The following is a 21903-nucleotide window of genomic DNA, read 5'->3' on the forward strand; positions in this document are numbered from 1 at the left end:
ATTGAATAACGAAAACAACTCTAATCTCTTTCGTTTTTATGTAAAGTTAAGTGGTAGATAAAACGTATCCTTCCACATTTTTTGGAATTATTCAAGTATTTACCTTGTATTGTAATTTTTAATCGACTGAACTCTTTATTTCCCATTTTTGTTAGTAGCTAAACCACAAAAAGAAAATACCTTTTAGGGAAGAAGGTCTACAAATTGTTACATTTATGTGATTTTGAATAATATTAATAAACTTGTCTAATCTAGATTTTGTAAGGAAAAAAGGAATATAAGGAGTGCTATACATGGGTATTATGAGTAGAAATCCAAAAGAAGAGCCATTACACTATGGTGAAATATTCACTATGTGGTCAAACGTTTTAACGAACAACGGTATGATTGCAATGTACCAAACATTATATAACCATACTGGGGATCGCGACTTAGCAAAATTAGTTGAAGAAGCGATTGTAGGAATGGAAGAAGAAAATAAGCAATTAAAAGAAATCCTAAAAGTGAACGGTGTCGGCCTACCTCCTGCTCCACCAGAACGTCCGAATGCAAGACTTGAAGATATTCCTGTTGGCGCAAAGTATATGGATCCTGAAATTAGTGCTATCCTTTCTGGTAATGCAGCTGCTGGATTAGTGGCATGTAGTACTGCGATGAGTATGTGCACACGGGAAGATATTGCTTATATGTACGCTCAATTCCATATGGCAAAAGCACAAATGGGAGCAAAATTGCTTCGTTTAAATAAAAGTAAAGGGTGGTTAGTACCTCCCCCACTTCATATGAGTCCACAAGACGAAAGATAATAAGAAAAGCGAAAGGCGCTCGCCCAGCTCTGAAAACAACTGACCGACAAAAGGACGCTTTTTGTCCTTGAAGGCGATTTGCGAAGTTGCCCTCGGAGCTAGCGCCTGTAGCTAGACAAAATATTATAAAGGATAGGAGATGCATGATGTTAAGCCGCTTCTATCCTTTTTCAATTTGAAATTTACCGATAATTTCCCTTCAATCCAAATAGAATTCGTAAAATATTTATTTTCCGAATAACAAAATGATATATCAGCATAATGATTGAAAACGAGCTTAAAATTAAAAAAATCATTTTATAAAGGATTGGCCAAGAAAGATCATGTATTAAAAAGCCAATAAATACTATGATCGGTTGATGCAATACATAAAATGGCATTGAAGCCTCACTTGAATACGTTAGGAAGCGATTTGAAAATGCCAAATATTTAGCAGCCAAAGAAAAAATAACGCATAGCCAACTCCAACAAGCAATAACCTTAACTCCATAAAAAAGGTAATCTTGTATCGATCCTGCTACAGGTAGGCCTATCATAAACCAAACGATATAAATTACTGAAGTGATGATTGCTATCACAACTAATTTTTTATAGTTTGATTTTAGAGCCGGTTTAAAGGTAGCACTTGAAAAAAAATAATAACCATAGATAAAAATAATGAAATAAAATACGAGATCCCATCCACCTAAACCGAGCGTGTTAATGACACCACTTAAGAACAGAATGAATGGTAGGAGAAGAAAATGAAACCCACTAAACTTCTTCACTTGTGGCAATAGTTTAAAGATTGGTAATGCAACAATGGAGAACACGAGTAATACGAGCAAATACCAAAGATGCAATCCTGAAAAGGCAAAATTCCCGTTCCCACCGATATCTAAATATAAGCCATCGAAATAAGTAGGAAGAAATTGTAGAAAAGTACCAGAAAATTGGTGATTTGTTATACGTTCAATAAATACTTGTGGTGGCGATAAAATAAAAACACCGAATACAAGTGGGATTCCTAGTCTAATAAAACGTTCTTTCAAAAAAGTGAAGGTACTCCGTTTCGTTAACGAGTGAATCGTATTCATCCCCGAAATCGCAAAAAATATGGGCATAATCCATACCCCTACAAATAGCGAAAAGACCAATATCCCGCTTGTATCGATGGTATTATTTTTCACATGCCACGGAAATGGATTGAAAAACATCGAGCAATGATACAAAAAAACACCGATTGTTGCAATAACTCGAATCCAATCCAAATCATATTGACGAACTGTCTTGTTTACGTCCATAAAACACTCCTAAAATTATTGAGAAACTAGAATCCTATATTACCATATTCATCCTTTTATTAGATAGAATAATTTCCACACAAAAATAAGGATAGAGAACAGTTGAATACTGTGCTTTATCCTTTTTCATCTGATTTGCAATGTATTCTTTTTTCTCTAAACTATGCTGTCACCGTTTTATTTTTTTTAATAATTGATAGGATTTCTTCGGCTACATTATGGGCTAAGGTTAAATGTGATGTAAACCCAACACATGAACAATTCATCTCACCTAATATGTATCGGTCTTGTCCTAATTCATCCGTATCTAAAATAAAGTCTGCTGTCCAAATTAACGGCAAGTCATATCCACCTAGCAATGTCATAACTTGTGGTAGTTCACTTAGGAAATTTTCTACTAAGTTTGACCATTGATCTGGCGTATCATATCGGTATTGTGCACCAGAAAATAACGTAGCACTGAAGGCATTTTCCGTTTCTGCCGGCTTTTTATGAACGACATACACTGGTTTTTCGCTTAACATAAATAAGCGGATTTCGCCTTCTGTTATACGAGGTAAGAACGGCATATCAACCAGCATCCCGTTGTCACCTGTAATGTATTGTTCACAGTATTCAATAAACTCCCCTAACTGCCAAAATTCTACGTGATTATCCTTTGCTTCGGTACACTTAATTTGTGCATCGAATGGAATTTCCTGCTGATGTTCTTGTGGATTCACGAGCGTCACACGCCAAATTCCTTCCCCAGTAGATCCTCGATTTTGTTTTAGTACACGTTCGCCCTTCGCTAATGATTTTGGGAATTGATGTTTGAAATCTTCCATATTGTAATAAGCAAATGTATCATCCGGAACGAGTGTTGTTGATTTTAGTTTTACGAGAACATCCTTTGATCCATAACCAATCATCGCATCCGGATGTGGCATACCGATGACCCCATCCTGACAAAGACGACGTAACATTTCAAAATACGCCTGTTCTTCTTTTAAATTACCTGGATTAATACGAGATACATAGGCTAGTGCATTTGTGGATACATAGTTGTAAATTTCGTCTTCTTTTTCTTTGTCAAAAAAGATAACTTCTGCATCCATCCCTCTTTCTTTTAGAGCGTCCACCATAGGCATTGTATCCTTACGATACCCATCTGCACCTTTATCATTTCCACCTTGCACTTCAAAGAAAATTACTTTATTTCTCAAACAAATCCCTCCCTTGCATTATTTAATTAAATTATAAAGGTGAAGTATTATATTAGTTACATTTTTTTGTAAATAATTATTAAATTGTTACTAAATTTTGAATAAGAATAAATACCTAGATTCTTATGGTAATACTATTCATTATAATGAGAGAAATTAGGAGGTAGATTATGTTTGATAATAAAGTCGTGATAGTAACAGGAGCAGCACAAGGAATCGGAAAAGAAATCGCAACTCAGTATGCCAAGGTAGGTGCAAATGTCGTACTAGCTGATCTAAATGAAGAATTAGGTGAAACGGTGAATAACGAATTTCTCGCAGCAGGTTATTCCACAACTTTTGTTAAGACCGACGTACGAAAAGAAAAGGATATAGCCAATTTAATGAAACGGGCTGTAGAACAATTTGCAACAATCCACATTCTCATTAATAACGCAGGCATTTTCAAACCTATATCACCCTACGACATTACAGTTGAGCAATGGGATGATGTAATGAACACAAACTTACGAAGTGTTTTCTTATGTTCACGTGAAGCAGCAAAATTTATGCGATTAAATAAACAGGGTGGTGCAATTGTTTCCATGGCCTCTACCCGCGCAATGATGTCTGAACCATACACAGAATCGTATGCTGCCACAAAAGGAGGCATCGTAGCATTAACACATGCATTGGCTAGTTCCTTTAGTCATGACAGAATAAAGGTTAATTGCATTTCCCCGGGATGGATTGAGACCGTAGATTACGAAAGCTTGCGTGAAATTGACCACGAACAACATTTATCAAGGCGCGTTGGAAAACCAGAAGACATTGCCCGCGCTTGTTTTTACTTAACAGATGAGCGAAACGATTTTGTAACCGGCATTAATCTAACCGTAGATGGTGGAATGACGAAGAAAATGATTTATGAGGAATGAATCCTTCATAATTACCTACTAGATGACACGTCTCTTTAGTTCAGAACGAAATTTTCTTGTTTTCGTTCGAATTTCCAAATAATTGTTACATTGAGTTGACGTATAGTACTAACTGTATTACATTTATATAGAATCGATTCCGTTGTTATATAACAACGTACCATACTTCTTTCTTAACATTAAAAAATCCGAAAAACGTCATTTGCCGAGATGACATTTTTCGGAAGTTTCCTTAATTATTTAATACGTAGTTGAGAGATCTCCAACTGTTTCTTCTTTTTTCTTTAGTTCGTTTTGTTTTTTCTGTTTATTTACTTCAGCACGAAGTAATAACGAGATTAATAATGAAACTGCAATTAGGCCTGTGAAGATATAGAATACAGGAATATAACTATTTGTCATGTTTCTCACTGTATTTACTAAAATCGGACCAAAAATACCACCTAAAGACCAAGTTGTTAATAGGTATCCATGAATAACACCTAGTTGTTTTGTACCGAATAAATCACTCGCGTAGGCTGGTAAATTTGAGAATCCACCACCATAACAACTAACTACTAAGAAAATTAAAATTTGGAATAAAATTACGTTGGACGTAAAAGGTAATACCGCAAATGTAATAATTTGAATAACAAAGAAAATAACAAAAATATTCGGGCGTCCAATATAATCCGATACAGCAGCCCAAATCAGGCGTCCTCCACCGTTAAACATACCCATTAAACCAACCATTGCAGCAGCACCGGCTACGGATAAACCAACAATTTCTTGTGCCATTGGGGATGCAACAGAGATCATCATAATTCCCGCTGTTACATTGACTAAATGCATAGACCATAACATCCAGAATTGCTTCGTTTTTACTGCTTCACGTGCAAACATTTGTGCTAAATCTTGTTTTACTTTCTTTCCTGAAGCAGTAGCCACTTTCATACCCTCAGGCATATACCCTTGCTCAGGTGGTGCGATATACGAAGCTCCTAAAATCATTAAAACAAAATAAGATGCACCTAAAATAAAGTATGTTGTAGAAATACCTACACCTTGCATTAAGTTTGCTGCAACAGGTGCAGTAATTAAAGCACCCGAACCAAAACCTAAAACCGCCATACCCGTCGCAAGTCCTCTACGATCTGGGAACCATTTTACTAACGTAGAAACCGGTGCAATATAACCAATCCCCATACCTAACCCACTTAATAGTCCGTATGTTAACCAGTAAAGTACAACTGAATCCATCATGATTGCTAAACCTGCTCCTGCTTGTCCTGCTCCAAAAAGAACAGCTGCTACCATTGCAGATTTTCTTGGACCCATCTTTTCTACTAAACTTCCAAAGAGCGCTGCTGCAAACCCAGCTAACCCCATCATAATTGTAAATGCTACAGTAACATTTGTTTCAGTCCAACCCATCTCAGTAACAATTGGTAACTTATACACACTATATGCATAAGCTCCACCAATCGATAAATGGATTGCGATCGCCGAAAGTGCAATTAACCATCGATTTTTCTTCATATTTCTCTCTTACCCTCTTTCTTTCTAAATGTGAAGAAGTTGTGAACTACTTTATCAAGATAACATTTACATTATATGAAAATCAATAGTTTTCAAAAAAAAATTATTTAAAAAAAGTAGATTTATTGTGCAAAAGATAGAAAATAATTATTTAAACAACAGAATTCAACTATTTTTTAAGTTTTCAGTAAATTATCAATAGGTATTATACAATAATGTTCAAATTGTGATAACACATATAGCAGGATCGACTTGTAGTAGATAAACACTACACCAGGAGTAATTTTCCATGTAGAAATAATAAACATTAAAAAGAAAATAAAAAACATTAAATAGCTTTTAATAACTTGTAAAATTACCCATTCGATTTTTACGATAATAATTAAAACAATTTATACTATTTTTTATTTATTATTTAAAGTTAGCGATTTAATATATTAAAAAAGTTGTAACAAACTCTTTTTATATGAATATATTATACATTTAATATTTTTGGCAAAAAAACACACCTTTTTATGAGGCGATTTTTCCTCAAAAAAGGTGTCTCATTGAAATACTCTTATCGAACAATTAGTACATCACATGTGGCATTTCGAACAATACGTTCTGCCACAGATCCAATGACCATTTTCTCCATTTGGTTTACTCCTGTTGCCCCACAAATGATTAAATTCACATTTGGCAGCTGTGTTAAAATGACTTTTGGTGATCCTGCTTCCACCATCGTTTCTACATTCTTAACACCAGAAGCGATTGCTTGTTTTTTAATCTCTTCAATCTTTACTTCACATTCTTTTTTTAATTGATCAGCATATTTTAAATCGTACGCAGCAACAGAACCGAAAGATTTCGTATCCACAACATTGACTAACAGTAGCATTGCGCCATTTTCTTTCGCTACGGAAACAGCACGATCAAATGCTTTTAGGGACTGATTCGAAAAGTCCATTGCTACTGCTATTTTCTTATAATTAGTTACCATTATAATCCTCCTCTTGTTAAATGTATGATAACAAATTTCCTCCGATATCTAAACAATTAAACAACTTCAGAAAGAATAAATGGAATCTGTATAACTCACTTCAATTAACAAATAATAAGGATGGTGAAAATCCACCTACTAACTACGATTTGGAGGGATTTACAAATGAACAACGTACGTGAAGGTTTAATCCCAACAGTATTAGGGTCCGCTGTAACTGCAGCTGGTTATGCAATGAAACAAAAACATGGTTCGAACAAAATGTTAGCGAACACAATTTTTGGATTTGGACTTGCACATATTGTACTCGGTGCAATTGACCTAGTAGAACATCGTCGTTAGTAACAGAAGGGCACGTAATTGTGCTCTTCTTTTTATGTAATTTATCGGGGGATGAAGGACTCTTCCGCTGATTTTTCCAGTAGTTCGGGCTTTCATCGCCTCTATGAACACCTCTTCTATCGCTTTTTCCCGCTATTCGAGCTTTCATCGCCCCTATGAACACCTCTTCAGCCGCTTTTTCCCGCTATTCGGGCTTTCATCGCCTCTATGAACACCTCTTCAGTCGCTTTTTCCCGCTATTCAGGCTTTCATCGCTTCTATGAACACCTCTTCTATCGCTTTTTCCCGCCATTCGGGCTTTCATCGACTCTATGAACACCTCTTCTATCGTTTTTTCCCGCTGTTCGGGCTTTCATCGCCTCTATGAACACCTCTTCTATCGCTTTTTCCTGCTATTCGGGCTTTCATTGCCTCTATGAACACCTCTTCAGCCGCTTTTTCCCGCTATTCAGGCTTTCATCGTCTCTATGAACACCTCTTCTATCGCTTTTTCCCGCTATTCGGGCTTTCATTGCCTCTATGAACACCTCTTCAGCCGCTTTTTCCCGCTATTCGAGCTTTCATCGCCTCTATGAACACCTCTTCTACCGCTTTTTCCCGCTATTCGGGCTTTCAACAAGAATATGAACATTATTTCATCCAACTTTCCACGTTTTTTCGGTCTTCATGCACGGTATGATAGATACTTCTTCCCCATTTCCCTTTTAGGTCCATCCACATTCGAATAATGCTCCCAAACATTGTTACAATTAAGGAAAAGACTTGAGGTGAATCAATGGGCGAAATCATTGGTGGGATTATCGGTATTTTAGTGATGGGCTACTTACTTTTTTTCGTATGCATGCTAATCTTCCAGCTCATAAAAAAACTAGTCTATTTTATAAAATGGCTTACAATGACTCCTGCTAAAAGAGAGAAAGAACGCAAACGACGTAGAAGAAGAAAATATCAATCGGATTCTAGCTCCTCCGATTCGTGGTGGTCCTTTGATTGGAGCAGCAGTTCTAGCGACAGCGGTGGAGATAGTGGTAGTGACGGAGGAGGTGGCGGTGATTAGCCTTTGAAATATATGGAGATATACTACACCTTTCAAACCGTAACTAGATAGAAAGGTGTATTTTTTATTTATACGCACATCCATTTAATCTATTTGCCCGCCCCTCCATTCTAGCAATCCATATAATAACAGTAACTATTACTTTGATTGGAGGGATGAATTTTGGCCCCTATTCATTTTGGTTTTTGTTACCCTGGTTATCGTTATTGTGGGCCTGGATGTAGTGGACCTGGAGCACCTACAAATGAAGTGGATGTTTGTTGTATGTACCATGATTTATGTTATCTCCAATATGGCCGTCACCATCGAAAATATTGCGACGAACTTTTCCAACAATGTTTATATCCATATATTAATCCTTATAGCAAAATGGGTCGAGATGCGAGGGTATTCTCTAGAACGATGAATCTGAAGAATTTCTTTTTTTAATTCATAAATAGCCCTCTCCTCATTTAAGTGGACAGGGCTTAACCTTTAACCAATTTTAGTCATTACAACATGTCCCGTCTTCATTTAAATGACCCGAACGATTGATTTTCGTTTGTAAATAGTTTTTATTAAATTCTGATACATCGCCCCACAACTGTTTTCTTCCCGCAACCGGAAGACCAGATTGTTGCAACGCTTCTAATTTTTTTGGATTGTTTGTAATTAACGTCACCGGTTTTGTTCGTAGCGCATTTAACACACGAATCGCATCTTCATAATCTCGCGAGTCATTTACAAAACCAAGCATATGATTGGCATCGACCGTATCGTAGCCATTTTCCTGTAGCACGTATGCCATCGCTTTACTAAATAAGCCAATTCCTCTTCCTTCATGATTCGCTAAGTAAAACAGTGCTCCGGTACCATGATCCACAATCATTTTCATCGATTCTTTCAGTTGATACCCACAATCACAACGTTTACTTCCGAAAATATCTCCCGTATGACAAATGGAATGCATGCGAATTATAGCATCTTCCCCATGTTCAAAATCTCCATAGACCAGAACACTAGATTGTTGCATTTCGGCTAAATTTACTGAGGACAACTTGTCTATAATCTTTTCAAAATGCTCGGTTACCTCCTTACAATTTAACCAACAATACCATTGAAAGGTTACTGTCTCACCATATAAATTTACGGGTAATTTGACTGGACCTACTAAGTAAATGGCATTGGATTCGGTGCGGATAAGCTTAATCTTGTCTCCTAAGATCGAAAGTACTTTATTATCTAATTTTGTAGATCCCAAATTATATTCCTCCTCTAATACAAGTAGTTTGGTTTCTTTAGAAAAATTTATGATGCAACTTGTCATTTCGTTGTTCGATTAGAAAGTATAGTGTTATACTATGAAATACAAATCTACATAGAAGAGGGTACACAATGAAAAAATATAGTTTTCAAAATGATTATAGTGAGCTTTGCCATCCAGAACTATTAGATGCATTGATCTTGGCAAAAAACGAACAAAATAGTGGCTATGGATTAGATAGTCATACAGAAAATGCGAAAAGATTAATTCAGGCTAAGTTAGAAAGCGACAATTGTGATATTCATTTTGTAACGGGTGGAACACAAGCCAATGCAACGGTCATTTCCCATATTTTACGTCCATATGAAGCCGTGTTAGCTTGTGAGTCTGGGCATATTAATGTTCATGAAACTGGCGCCATCGAAGCAACAGGACATAAGGTATATACGGCACCTGGACAAGATGGCAAGTTAACACCAGAAGATATTGAAAATGCTCTTAAAGTTCATATTGATGAGCATATGGTAAAAATCGGGATGGTTTATATTTCGCAATCAACCGAAGTTGGTACGGTTTATAGTGTGGCAGAATTAAAGGCATTATTTGAAGCTTGCAAGAAAAACAATCTTTATTTATATATTGATGGGGCGCGACTTTCAAGTGGTCTTGCGGCAAGTGATGTTGAATTTAACATGTTAAAAGACCTTTGTGACGTCATGTATATAGGTGGGACTAAGATTGGTATGCTTAGCGGAGAAGCAATTGTTATTTTTAACGATCAATTAAAACCGTGGTTCCGTCATCAAATTAAAAATAAAGGGGCTATGTTAGCAAAAGGGTTTGTGATTGGAATCCAATTTGAAGCCGCATTTAAAGAAGATTTATATTTTAAAATGGGCCAACACGAAAATGAATTAGCCCGTTATTTAAGTGAGGAAATAAAAAAATTGGACATTCCATTACTGAGTGAATCGCCAACCAATCAAATCTTCCCAATTTTCAATAAAGATCAAGTCACAGCTTTGAAAGAACTTTATGATTTTGAACTTTGGGGCGAAGTAGAAGACAACATCGCCATTCGATTCGTCACATCTTGGGCAACTTCAAAAGAGGCTTGCGTTGAATTAATTGAAGATATTAAAACAATTATTACTAGATAAAAAAACAAAATCTTCCCGATTCTTTTTATAAAAAGAAAAAGGAAGATTTTTTATTTGCCAACCACATACGTTTTTAATAACGCTAACCGTTCGCGAATATTGGATTTACCTTCTACACTTCTTGGCGTTTTCGCAACTAAGACATCCGCCTCTAAACCAACTACATTTGCCAAATATCTCGCTCTTGCTAAATGATAATCATTAGAAACGATCGTAATGTTCTTAACTCCTTCTGGTAAAAAGTCTTTTGAAAATAATAAGTTCTCATACGTAGACGTTGACTTCTCTTCTAACTGAATTCTTAATGGGTCAATCTCCGCATCCATTAAATAGTTCGCCATAATAGACGCTTCTGTCGCCGGTTCATCCGCTCCCTGCCCACCTGATACAATTACTTGGACATGGGGATGCTTTTGTAAATAATCGACCGCCACATCTAACCGATTTTGTAAGGATAGCGAGGGACTTTTATCCGGTCTTACTTTCGCCCCGAGAATAACCATATAATCATTGGACCCATCCGCAACCGGCGTCTTCCCTTTTTCAATTTTTTCACCAAGCCATGTATACCCGCATCCAACGATTAACAGGAGCACGATGCCTCCACCTAGCCAAAATTTCATCAAACTCACCTCTTCTCTCTATTAAACGATGAGTAAGAGGAAAGGGTTCGTAAATTTACCAGATTATTACGAATTTGCGGATGTTTCTTTGTCAATAAAACGCAATAGTTGATAAATGAGATCTGGCATTTCATAAAAGGCACTTTTCACATGTAAACGTTCTGAAATTTGATGGGCATCTTTCCCATATGGTCCAACATTTAATACAGGCGCACTAAACTTGGCTATATGCTCAAAAGGAATATTGTACGTACGATTCCATACCGGTGTATTTCCTTCATATGCTTGCCAACCTTTATCATCCATGAGTTGACAGTAACTTAAATCGCATATTCCATTAAAATAATGCACTTGTTGTAATGGTATTTCATAAGGCTTTGACGCATTTAATACTAAGTCAATGGCCTTTTTCACAAGAGGATGGTCGCTTGAATTCACAGCAGGATAATATGGTGGGACAAATAATATGACAACGGCTGGTGCTAACTCTTGACACTGGATCAGTAATTTATCGGCAATCGTAAAAGATTGATCTCGCTCATCTAAATTTGGGACCGCCAATACTTCTTGAATTAACTCTTCCACGAACGGCTTCCCTAACTTGTTTGTGGCATAGTCTAATAGCTCGCTATAACGAATCGTACGTATTTGCCCGATTGGATTGACGTTCATTTTCGCACAAACTTCATCATACCGCGCTTGGCATTTGACCATTGCGTTTTTTGTCACTTCTTCAAACATATCGAATATTTCCGAGGCACTACGCTTCATTAAAAAGACATTGTACATCGCAACTGCCCGATATGGTGTTTGTGTAGAATATTGAGTTTTCAAATCCTGCAATTTCAACGCGACAGGAAGTGGGGTTGTTTCACCATAGACCGTTTCACAAAAGGCATCGTTCCATTCCATTTCGATTTCCAAATAGGCGCTCATAAATGGTGCACTAATACCTTTTAATGGCTCGCCAACATGGGTTTCCTTTCCATAGAACAACGCTGCAGGCATTACCTTTCCGATCGAACCTGAATAAATGTATTCCTGTGTATCATAGGGTCCTTGGGAAAAGGATGGTTCACTATTTAAAAACAAACAAAGCTCTAAATCATAATTTTGCACAACTTCTGTGATATGCTTCACTGCCACCAACATACCAGCAGAGCTTACTTCCTCATCTGGAACAGTCACTAAAAGTAAATTCATCGACCACGCTTCTTCAATCGCTCGCTCTAATACTTGCATATGAAGTGCAAGCCCCATTTTCATATCCATTACGCCACGACCGAATAAATAATCACCCGTTTGTAAATCTTGCTGCGCTTGCTCATTTAACATCCCTTTTGCTTCGTGGAATGCTTGAGTTAACTCTTCCGGCAATGTCGCAAGTGGCATGAGCGCACCGTATTCTTCAATTTGAACAGTATCAAAATGACTAATGAGTACAACAGTCTTCTTTGCTTTTGGATGTTTGTAAAGTGCGGAAACAACTTCTCTTTCCCCCTCTACTGCGACAGTTTGTAAATAATCACGATTTTTATTGAAATAAGGTAACAACTGAAGCTTTGCGATTAATTTTTTTGAAAACTCTTGTTCACCTTTTGTTAATGTTTGACTTTCCCAACTCACAAGCTCGTAAAGTAATGTTTTTAATTTTTCTGGAGTATCCCATTTCATCGTATCATCCTTTACTCGAAGATATTTTTGAATACCCGTAAACAAAATCCTTAGTTACTATATTTTTCTATTTAAACATAGTGGAAAAGATACTAATAGTGGATTTTGTCTAATTTTACAGAAATATTAGATTATTAACAAATATTTGACCTTAACGGCATAAGTTGGTTGAAAAAATAGGTTGCTGTATAATGATTTACGTATCTTTTTAACAAGGACTAAAACCAAAAGGAGTAATCGTAAAATGGAGTTTTCATGGGAGAGCGTTTTACAAAAGATTCACGATCAAATTTCAAAACCTAGTTACGAAACATGGTTCAAATCAACATCAGGCGAACTGAATGACGATACAGTAACTATTTATGCAGCTAACGCGTTTGCAAGAGATTGGATAGAAAATCATTATGAAGATATGCTGTTTGAAATCATAAAGGAAATGCTTGCTAAACCTGTTGAAATTATAGTTGTTAGTACAAGCAACATGGAAAAAGTAAATAGAAAAGATCGAACTGCCAAAACGGATACCAATTATGATATTATCAATAACCAAAACCAGCTACTGATGAAACAACAAGAAAAAATTGATGAACTGGAAAGACGAATTCGTGCGCTCGAGCAAAAGGTAGAATCTTAAAGTAGCGTCATCTTTATACGACTTAACCAAAAATATGTGAAAACCACGGCGGAAATACCTAGTTGATGCACATATTTACAATTAAGTCCTATCCTGATTGACGGAAATTGAACGCCAATAGGATTTGCCCAAAAATGTAAAATAAGCGTGGCGTTTTAAACACTATCGCTCCCAGCATCTGTTGTCACTGTTACAATAGATGCTTTTTTTGTGGAGTCTCAATGCTAACGCTGTTAAGACGAGGGGAAATTTGAGCAATTTGAGCTTCAATTAACTCGATGAAGGACAAAACTGCTTGAAAAATTGGGTGAAGTGGGCTTCATCACCTCGATGACAGACAAAACCTCTCGAAAATTCAATCGAATCAGTCTTCATCGCGCTGATAAATACCAACACGGAGCAGCCCATCAATGGTTTTTTCTAGCTACAAGAATCATCGCCTTTGAATCGCTGGAGTATGGCTCACCTTTAAAGCTCCCATAAATCGCTACATCCTTAAAACCGACATTCCCTAAAATCGTTTGCAATTGTTTTGAAACAACTGGATACAGAGCAATTGTATTTTCATTCTCCACATCCTCCACCTTCAACTTTGAAGTAAAAAGAATATTATCTTCCTGTTTTGTATAATGGCGTGTGAAAGTAAAATCTTCTTTCTCAATTACAGGGAAAGTAAAATTATCATTCGCTAAAACATGGTCATAATTAACAAGCTGTAAAATGAGTCTCCCACCTGCATGTAATTTATTAAAGCAGCCTCCGAGAAACTCTTGAATCTCCAGCAAATTTTTCAAATGCGGTAGCGTGTTGCCCACACAAAGAATGCCATCAAAGAATCCACCGATTGCTTCAATTTGTTGCATCGTTTCAGAATAAATGGAAATCGGAAAGGCTTTCGCTTCAACTTTGGTACGAATAATGTCAACCATTTCTTCATCTGGTTCGGAAGCCTTCACTATGAAACCTTTTTCAGCTAAAGCAAGCGCCATATTCCCCGTACCTGCACCAATATCGAGAAGCGATTCCCCTTGTTGAAAATGCTTTTCTACAAATGTTAATGCCATGTTGTTTAATAGAAAAATCCGATCGTAATATGAAGCGAGTGATTGGTAAAATGACATGATAATCTCCCTTAAGGTATATTTCCTAATATATTTTTTACCTAAAGGATTTTTTCATACAATTAATCCAATTATACTCACATTTATTAAATGCCTTCACCTATTAGCAGTCTATTAGAGATTTCAAGATATATCTATTTATTTTCCACTTCTAGCATCTTTATAATATAAAATTGCACCTTATTAGTGTAAATAGCAAGCATATTTCTGATGACCTCCGCAACAAGTCTAACGGATTCTTTAGTAAAAGAAATATTTGAATTAAACTGCGTTGTGATAGAAAAGTCCTTTAGTTATTCCAATTGGGCGACATCACAATAACTAGATTATTTTATATATCAAAAAAAGAGGGATAACCCTCTTTTTTTGATTTAGCGCTTGTGGTATCCAACCGGCGTAATTTGTGCTAGCGGTGCTAATGGTCAAAAAGAGGTGCCCGTCATCCCGAGAGATACGCGGTACGAGAAACCATCTAAAGTCGCACAGTACTTTAACTATCCAAATTCAGAGTTTCATTGTAAAAAGTTAAACTACGCAACAACAGAGTTTCATACACAAGGTTTAGAATTAGATTTGGCAATTGTCCATTGGGAGGATGATTTGTATTTAAATAATGGGAAATGGCATGCTCAACGTTTCCAATGGGGCGTAGAAAATAAGTTTCAGATTAAGTTAAATTCTTATCGGGTTATCCTAACAAGAGGTAGAGATGGAACGATCATATAATTTCCCACCAAAAACTTGTTTAGATGAGACGTGGCAGATCCTAACAACATATATACGTATACCGATAATTTAAATTACAATTCAACTTTTCCATAGGATGATGGATAATTAATAGAATATAAGGTAAGATAGATTATATTATAGAGAGAAAAGGAGAGATACGATGTTTGATCAAGTTGTGGTGGGTATTTTACAAGCCCTTACAGTTGTAGCAGCTGTAGTTGTTGTGGTAGTAATCCCTCTTGTGGATACAATGGTTCACAACAAATAAAGAAGTTGGGACAAAACTCCTCACTAAAATAAAAAGTCGGTGAAATTTTACTCGTCGTAAAATTTCATCGGCTTTTACTCTTTTACTGGGTTTGTATGACGTTGTGTATAGAATCTGTGTAGAACAACTTATTTTGAAATCGGAACCTAAATTTAACGATTGATTCTTATTAGCTTTGTCAAATTCCCTATCATAATTGCTTATTATTCATTGCTACGTCATCAATGATTCTAGCACTAGATCCAAAACCTAAACACTATATACACTCTATATTTTTATCAATCTTTAATTTTTCCTGTAACTCGTTACAAGCTTTAGCATTTTGAAGATAAAATTCTTCTTTTTTATATTTTATACACTATTATTTTGACTACTATTGTTAGTTATAGCTAAATCCATTTATATAAAATTTTAATTATCTTGCCCAAACTATTCTCTATCTATCTACATAAACTTTAGAAAAGGAGTGAATTAATCATATGTCAAAGTTTAGTAATGATCGTTTTAATAAATCTGTCAATATACCTAACCCCTTATATCAATCTTTACAGGGACGATATTTTGTTGGTCAAACCGAAACTATTTGTTTAGAAAAAGGTAGAAATGCATGGGGTGGTCTAATTAACCTTTCTAATTCAGATGTGGATTTATTTGTAAACGCCTTTACCATTACAAATCATTCTAATCAACCTATTGTCGCTGAAATTTGGTTTAATCCTATACCTTTAGGGGAACCAATGATTTCGGATATGGTATCACCTGCAAATACAACTCTATCTCCACTTCCAAAGCCGAAAGTAAAAATCGCATTTGAAGAACTTGTTAAGAGGTTTCCAAAGAAAGGCGTAAATGTCTTTAAGCGAATTGTGCCACCACAAAGTACATTAACAAGTGATGAAGATGGAAAATTCATTTTTCCACCGGGCGGATCATTTATAATTTTTTTAATTGCAAAAAGTAATGAAATTATTCAATCAGAAGTTGCATTCGGTTGGTTTGAAAAAAAGCGAGATAATGGAAATGGCTGTAATAAACACTAAATTAAAAATAAGCAATATAGATTTGCCTTGTTATTTCCATTTATAGTCTTAAACGCGCTTGTTTGGGGAAGATCTTTATATTAACGCTTTAGTAGTAAATAATTTTTCCTACCGTATTTATGTAAATAAAGATACCAAAAGCCATTAGTTTCGTACATTCTTTCACAATCACTTCTAGAGTTAAAGTGATTTTGTTAAAGCAGCAGTGATTACCGTTTAAAGAAAACTTCCCCATACATCTATTAGCTATATCTATTAAATGTATTTTTACTTTGTTGAAGAAGTTTAGAATACCCTGTTCTGTCTCATATGCTTTTTCAGGAGAATATTCTTCTTAGCCCTTCATTATAGATGGGATTTTTTTACTTCTAATATGCAAAAAGATTACGCCACGCAAAAAAAGAGGATCTCCTTCTTGAAAATCACTGCCCGATCGAATAACACCATTTAATAAATGCAGTTCTTAACCCACTGAACTTTTTAGAATTTCATCCCACTGAGATAAATAAAGTAAGTGTCCTGCATTATCAATATAAGTATAAGTGGAATTAGGATACTTTTCTCGAAGATAATTTGAAGTTTCTGCAGTCCAAATCGTATCTTTTCCACCCTGCCATATATTTACTTTTATATTTGAAATAGGATTTTTAAATACTTTAAATTTTTTGCACAATGCAAGAGCATCATAATATACACCGATCCCACTATTTTTGTAACCTTCTACCGTACCTTTTATAATAGCCGCCTGCATTATAGGATTATTTACAACCTTCTTGTCCTCTTCAACCATTTGCTCTATAGATTCTTGTATGGTAGCATCCATATTTTTGGCTACTTTCTTACTGAGACTCTGAAAATAAAACTTTGTCATAAGAGGTATGTACCTGTTCATAATCCTAATCATTTTCCAATTCATTGGTAAGATTCTCTTAGTTTCACTACCATTTAGAGGTATAGCACTACTAACTAAGTTAAGACATGTAACTTTTTCTGGATATTTGCCTGTGAAAACTTGGCTATATAATCCACCAGCTGACCACCCAATAAGAGAAGCCTTTTGAATTCCTTTAGCCATTAGGAATTCATTTACCCAATCGGCATAATCCTCCATTGAATACCCCAAATCAAAATCTGATTCTCCATAACCCGGACGATTAAGGGCGAAGAAACGAATATTATATTTATCCAATATTTTTGTATCAGGATGAATGGAACGAGCAGAGGAACCAAATCCATGAAGGAAGATAACTGTATTTTCATTCGTATCGCCATAACCTATGTACGACAATTTCTGATTATTTGATAAAACAATAAATGATTCATAGTAATTTTGCATGATATTTATAATCTCCCTTTGCATGTTATCCCCATATATTCAATATAGGAACTTAAATTCCCTTTTTAACCATCTCTAGTTTAAGTGAAAATCATCACAATCTCTACATCTATAACGATTTTCTTCAAATATTGTATTATTAGAATATGACCCTTTATTGAAGAATTCCTCTAAACCATTTATGTATAGCAGAGTGCCCATAAATCATTGCCATAGTTAAACCATATAGAGCAATTGGATATATTCGTTTCAACCAAGTTATTCGATGCATAATCTCTCTTTGCTGGCAAAATCGATAAATGATCAATAACAAAACGAAAATTACTTATAACACGGCTAAAATCATTTTGTTCACCTCAATTTTTATTATCTGTTATTCAATCTGGATATCAAACATTTCCTTCTTTTTAGTCAAACGAAAAAAGCACCTCCACCTACAATTCTTTAGTACAGAAACTCGGCTGATCGAGTGCTGTAAAACTGAATCATAAGCGAAAGTGCTTATTTCTCTAAGTATAACGTTATAAAACTGTACGTCCCAGGAGGGATTCGAACCCCCGACCCGTTTAAGACGCCGTTATATAATCCGTACACAATGCGAAGTTTGTAACGGTCATTGATTTCGTAGAATTGACCGCCTATCTAACTTCTATTAAATACGATTATAAACGACTATCAAAACGGTTGCAATCGAAATTAGAAAACACTTGCAGTATTTTTACAAAGAGAAGTTAAGTTAATTTTTCACTCTTGTTATTCTACGTTGATAAAACGCCTCAACCGCTAAGTCGCAAGCCTCATCTTGGGAGTATTCTTTCATACGAATATAAACAAATTCAATCGCTGCAGCCTCATGTTTTTTTAGTCTACTAACACCACTTATTGACGGAGCAAATTGCGTCAATCGTTTACGAAGTTTTGAAATAATCGTATTTATTTGTCCCTCAGTTAATCCAAGATAATGCGCTAATTCTAATCTTGTAATATTTTTATTGTTCCACATAAAAAATCCTCACTTTCCATGCGTAACAATATCGTATAGATTAGCGAATTTCAAGAACAATATTTCCGGTAAAACTACGTCATTAATGCGTTTGTTAACGTTTTTCATTGAAATAACGATAACGAGTTGTTCTATAATATTTTGAAATTGTTGTTATAAAGCCTAAACTATTAATAGAGGATTAATGCTTAAATTTCGCTACTTAAATAAGTTCTCTATAAATTCCACGATAGTATCCCAAAATGAAAATAAAAATAAGAATCCAAAAATAAATGTAATAATTATTGAAATTAATACCGGGTGTCTTTCTGTAAATGATTTTTTATTAGGCTCGCCCTGTATATTTTGATTCCCTATAACAGAATCTTTTATTTTATTATTATTACCAATTTTTATTTTCATTTATTTTCTCCCAAATAATTTTCCAATTGTAGAATTTTTAATTTTATTCTTATTACCTAATTCTATCGAAGTGGGGTTTTCATTATAAACTAATTGATTAATATACGTAGCTGCTTCCTCTCTTTTTTCTGGGTCATCTATCACTTGTTCAGAAATATCCATCTCATCAATAGCACTTGAACCAAAATTCTTTTCTAGTACCATAATAATATCTACTATTTTACCTTTAACTTTAGATAAAATAGCTTCAAAATCATTAGCAGCATACCTAATAGTCATACTGAGTATTTGAAGTTCGTAATTAGAAATAGTATGACAAATTTCCGTAGCAATTGGTTTACCTAATCTATCCCTATTTTTTGAGTTTAAATTCTTTTCAATAGTTGAAATACCATCTCTAACATTCAATGTAAGCATTTCATCAATCATTTCTTTACCCAATATCGTAAAATTTAAAGGTACTAGGGCTTCTGAATATTTAGCATGCCCATTTACTACATAAGTTCCCATCGGACGCCCCTTTATTATTCTATAGTCAGGAACTATATCTTCTTCACCATATCCTCTTAATTCCCCTTCAATCCACCCTAATATATTCTCATCATCAAGATCACTTAATATAATTTTTAAACGTAATAAAATATTTTCCACATCAACTTGACCACTAACTGTATCTTTTAATAAATTACTTCTGGCCATTTAAAAACCCCATTTCTTATAACAACTTTATTAATCATCTCTATAATTAACTCTAATATATTATAAAGTAAAAATTTGTAAAGTAACAATAATTTCACCATTACAAATACATACACATTTACCAAGTTAATTATTTGTCATAGTTAAATAATACTCAGTAGCTTTTAGTTCCTGATGGGTCAAATAAAATACGCTAACTTTACCGTCCTGGCTAACTCTAACTTCGTATAATTCATCGCCAACTGGCGTTATTTCCAACCAATTGTTATCGTCCAATTGCATATTTAACGATTTCATACGCGATCACCTCACTAATATAATACCGTAAAAAGTGTTGATTTTCGGTACTAATAACTATATATATTAATAACGTAATAACGGATAAGTACGTTAATAACGTGTAATAACGAATATGAGGTATAATAGTGTAAAGTCGGCTGTTTTCAAAAATGATATGTGCAATTTCGGAGCAGCAGATGAGAGAGTTGCGAGAGGTGGCCTTTGGGGGTTTCGACTCTGTGGCGATCAATTGCGATGTATATGGCTTTGTAAGTATTCGGAGCCAACTTCGTATAATAAATGATTATGTAAACTAGATATACATCCTAACCCCTGTCATTATGCGATTCCTCTACTTCCACTTACTTACCGCCTATACATTATTTTATACATCGCCAACAAACGCAGTATTTCCGCATAGTTACGAATAGTAAGTAGTACAGACGGATACAGACCGAATGTATAAAATAAGTGGTACACCCGATATATAAATTGTCAGACATTCGTTTGTTTTCGGATGTAACGTGTCCATAACTACCTCACAACCGATGATTTCGGAAGCAAACGGAATCCACTTCGCCATAAATAGGCACAAAAAAAGACGGAGCCAGCCCGTAGCCAACTCCGATTTAACGCTATATCGCCATTAATAACGGCTTTTAATGCTTTGTAGCTTCGCCATAACTTCGGATTCATCCACTTTTTCCGACTTGACTTCGATTTCCGAACGGTCTACTAGCATACTCTGATTCTGCATGAATAACTTCGCCATTGAAGCGTTACCTAACTCGGCCTCACGCACTACTGCACGCATGATACGCGCTCGATGCTCCTTCGTGTACATATCCGTCATAACGACTTTATACTCTAACATTGCGTCAAGTTGGCGCCAGTTATATAGCGTCCTAACATCTACGCCTAACTCTGTTGCAATTGCGTCATAAGAGCGTCGATTCTTAGGCTCCATTATATCGTTTTCAAATAGTAAATGTGCCGCTTTCACTTGATCCGGTGTTAAATCCTCTAAAATTTCGTCTAGTTTTCTTGCCATAGTCGTATCTCTCCTTGTTTTTGTACGTAATATTTATCGAAATTGCCGTCGTAATCATCCGTAAATGGCTCGTAAACATGGTACGGATAGTCCGACAATTCCTCCGCGATGATACTCGCTAATTCTGCGTATTTATTGCCCTTCTTGAATGAACCGCCATCCATTGCCGTCTTGATAAAGGCATTAGCGTAAATATTACACGTAGCACTTAAGACGGTATCGTCGCAATAACTCGCTACGTCTAATAGTTCGCGCCACTCTTTCAGCTTTTCAGATTCGCCAATTACGATTACTTGTTTACTCGTCAATAACAATTCCGCATACTCCGCTAAGAACTCTTTTATTTCCGGCAAATGCTTTTGAAACGCCTCTTGCGCCCATATGTCACTAACTACTGGCGGCGGTAATTTACAGTAGCCTTGCTCTAAATTGCTTGCGTCAATTTCCTTTTGTAAGCGGTCAATGTCCGCTTTTAACTCTTCAATCGTTGGCCATTTTTCGTAAATATTCACCTGTTCCACTCCTTCCGTA

The 21903-nt window shown here is 35.6% G+C and carries 23 protein-coding genes and 1 pseudogene; 9 read left to right on the plus strand and 15 right to left on the minus strand.

All coding sequences use genetic code 11. The features are described from left to right. Positions 1-293 precede the first annotated feature (293 nt). The gene (locus EK386_RS12780) at positions 294-806 is read left to right on the plus strand and encodes a DUF3231 family protein (RefSeq protein ID WP_126659568.1); all 513 of its coding nucleotides are present in this window, start codon (positions 294-296) and stop codon (positions 804-806) included. A 182-nt stretch (positions 807-988) separates the two neighbouring features. On the opposite strand, the gene EK386_RS12785 is transcribed toward EK386_RS12780, so the two are convergent. Both EK386_RS12785 and EK386_RS12790 read right to left on the minus strand, forming a co-directional pair. Then, on the minus strand, positions 989-2089 hold the full coding sequence (locus EK386_RS12785) for an acyltransferase family protein (protein WP_126659569.1): 1101 nt from the start codon (positions 2087-2089) through the stop codon (positions 989-991). Positions 2090-2250: 161 nt separating this feature from the next. Further along, on the minus strand, positions 2251-3294 hold the full coding sequence (locus EK386_RS12790; protein WP_126659570.1) for a Cj0069 family protein: 1044 nt from the start codon (positions 3292-3294) through the stop codon (positions 2251-2253). 170 nt (positions 3295-3464) lie between these two features. Here EK386_RS12790 and EK386_RS12795 point away from each other — a divergent pair, with 170 nt between their 5' ends. Further along, entirely contained in the window at positions 3465-4211 is a 747-nt protein-coding gene (locus tag EK386_RS12795) for a glucose 1-dehydrogenase (protein ID WP_126659571.1), read from the plus strand. Positions 4212-4451: 240 nt separating this feature from the next. On the opposite strand, the gene EK386_RS12800 is transcribed toward EK386_RS12795, so the two are convergent. Then, positions 4452-5729 (minus strand): L-lactate MFS transporter, encoded by a 1278-nt coding sequence (locus EK386_RS12800; RefSeq protein WP_126659572.1) that lies wholly within the window; start codon positions 5727-5729, stop codon positions 4452-4454. Between the two features lie 559 nt (positions 5730-6288). Beyond that, entirely contained in the window at positions 6289-6711 is a 423-nt protein-coding gene (locus tag EK386_RS12805; RefSeq protein ID WP_126659573.1) for a universal stress protein, read from the minus strand. Between the two features lie 165 nt (positions 6712-6876). Here EK386_RS12805 and EK386_RS12810 point away from each other — a divergent pair, with 165 nt between their 5' ends. The 3 genes from EK386_RS12810 (at position 6877) to EK386_RS20475 (ending at position 8539) form a co-directional block, all read left to right on the plus strand. Next, the gene (locus EK386_RS12810; protein ID WP_126659574.1) at positions 6877-7053 is read left to right on the plus strand and encodes an asparagine synthase; all 177 of its coding nucleotides are present in this window, start codon (positions 6877-6879) and stop codon (positions 7051-7053) included. 775 nt (positions 7054-7828) lie between these two features. Further along, a complete protein-coding gene (locus tag EK386_RS12815) occupies positions 7829-8110 on the plus strand; it encodes a hypothetical protein (RefSeq protein WP_126659575.1) in 282 nt (93 codons plus the stop codon). Positions 8111-8272: 162 nt separating this feature from the next. Next, positions 8273-8539, plus strand: a complete 267-nt coding sequence (locus EK386_RS20475) for a Parvovirus coat protein VP1-like protein (RefSeq protein WP_255508022.1) — start codon at positions 8273-8275, stop codon at positions 8537-8539. A gap of 55 nt (positions 8540-8594) precedes the next feature. Here the strand turns inward: EK386_RS20475 and EK386_RS12825 are convergent, their stop codons facing one another. After that, a complete protein-coding gene (locus EK386_RS12825; RefSeq protein WP_126659576.1) occupies positions 8595-9350 on the minus strand; it encodes a GTP cyclohydrolase II in 756 nt (251 codons plus the stop codon). 134 nt (positions 9351-9484) lie between these two features. On the opposite strand from EK386_RS12825, the gene EK386_RS12830 reads away from it, so the two are divergent. Further along, complete coding sequence (locus EK386_RS12830; protein ID WP_126659577.1) at positions 9485-10513, plus strand: threonine aldolase family protein; 1029 nt, start codon at positions 9485-9487, stop codon at positions 10511-10513. A 50-nt stretch (positions 10514-10563) separates the two neighbouring features. Here EK386_RS12830 and EK386_RS12835 read toward each other — a convergent pair whose 3' ends face one another. Together EK386_RS12835 and EK386_RS12840 are read right to left on the minus strand one after the other, a co-directional pair. Next, complete coding sequence (locus EK386_RS12835) at positions 10564-11136, minus strand: YdcF family protein (RefSeq protein WP_126659578.1); 573 nt, start codon at positions 11134-11136, stop codon at positions 10564-10566. A gap of 66 nt (positions 11137-11202) precedes the next feature. Continuing rightward, positions 11203-12810, minus strand: a complete 1608-nt coding sequence (locus EK386_RS12840; RefSeq protein ID WP_126659579.1) for a M20/M25/M40 family metallo-hydrolase — start codon at positions 12808-12810, stop codon at positions 11203-11205. A gap of 244 nt (positions 12811-13054) precedes the next feature. Here EK386_RS12840 and EK386_RS12845 point away from each other — a divergent pair, with 244 nt between their 5' ends. After that, positions 13055-13444, plus strand: coding sequence for a DnaA N-terminal domain-containing protein (locus EK386_RS12845; RefSeq protein ID WP_126659580.1), 390 nt, complete (start codon positions 13055-13057; stop codon positions 13442-13444). A 407-nt stretch (positions 13445-13851) separates the two neighbouring features. Here the strand turns inward: EK386_RS12845 and EK386_RS12850 are convergent, their stop codons facing one another. Next, positions 13852-14565: a class I SAM-dependent methyltransferase gene (locus EK386_RS12850; RefSeq protein ID WP_126659581.1), complete on the minus strand. Its 714-nt coding sequence runs from the start codon at positions 14563-14565 to the stop codon at positions 13852-13854. Positions 14566-14958: 393 nt separating this feature from the next. Here EK386_RS12850 and EK386_RS12855 point away from each other — a divergent pair. Then, a pseudogene (locus EK386_RS12855) lies at positions 14959-15364 on the plus strand (DNA/RNA helicase domain-containing protein); the annotation flags it as partial. Positions 15365-16041: 677 nt separating this feature from the next. Then, positions 16042-16602, plus strand: coding sequence for a DUF6143 family protein (locus EK386_RS12860; RefSeq protein ID WP_126659582.1), 561 nt, complete (start codon positions 16042-16044; stop codon positions 16600-16602). Positions 16603-17065: 463 nt separating this feature from the next. Here EK386_RS12860 and EK386_RS12865 read toward each other — a convergent pair whose 3' ends face one another. From EK386_RS12865 to EK386_RS12890, 7 genes are all read right to left on the minus strand, one after another. After that, the gene (locus EK386_RS12865) at positions 17066-17938 is read right to left on the minus strand and encodes an alpha/beta fold hydrolase (RefSeq protein WP_158674423.1); all 873 of its coding nucleotides are present in this window, start codon (positions 17936-17938) and stop codon (positions 17066-17068) included. Positions 17939-18674: 736 nt separating this feature from the next. Then, positions 18675-18941, minus strand: coding sequence for a hypothetical protein (locus tag EK386_RS12870; protein WP_126659584.1), 267 nt, complete (start codon positions 18939-18941; stop codon positions 18675-18677). A 198-nt stretch (positions 18942-19139) separates the two neighbouring features. Next, positions 19140-19343 carry a hypothetical protein gene (locus tag EK386_RS12875; RefSeq protein WP_126659585.1) on the minus strand — a complete coding sequence of 68 codons (204 nt, stop codon included), beginning with the start codon at positions 19341-19343 and terminating at the stop codon, positions 19140-19142. Beyond that, positions 19344-20042, minus strand: a complete 699-nt coding sequence (locus EK386_RS12880) for an AbiTii domain-containing protein (RefSeq protein ID WP_126659586.1) — start codon at positions 20040-20042, stop codon at positions 19344-19346. A 126-nt stretch (positions 20043-20168) separates the two neighbouring features. Continuing rightward, a complete protein-coding gene (locus EK386_RS20335) occupies positions 20169-20339 on the minus strand; it encodes a hypothetical protein (RefSeq protein ID WP_179966038.1) in 171 nt (56 codons plus the stop codon). Between the two features lie 628 nt (positions 20340-20967). Then, on the minus strand, positions 20968-21372 hold the full coding sequence (locus tag EK386_RS12885; RefSeq protein WP_126659587.1) for a phBC6A51 family helix-turn-helix protein: 405 nt from the start codon (positions 21370-21372) through the stop codon (positions 20968-20970). Beyond that, positions 21357-21884, minus strand: coding sequence for a hypothetical protein (locus EK386_RS12890; protein ID WP_126659588.1), 528 nt, complete (start codon positions 21882-21884; stop codon positions 21357-21359). Before EK386_RS12890 ends, EK386_RS12885 begins: the two co-directional genes overlap by 16 nt. Positions 21885-21903: the final 19 nt, after the last annotated feature.

This window comes from Lysinibacillus antri (genome assembly GCF_003977595.1).
Taxonomy (GTDB): domain Bacteria; phylum Bacillota; class Bacilli; order Bacillales_A; family Planococcaceae; genus Ureibacillus; species Ureibacillus antri.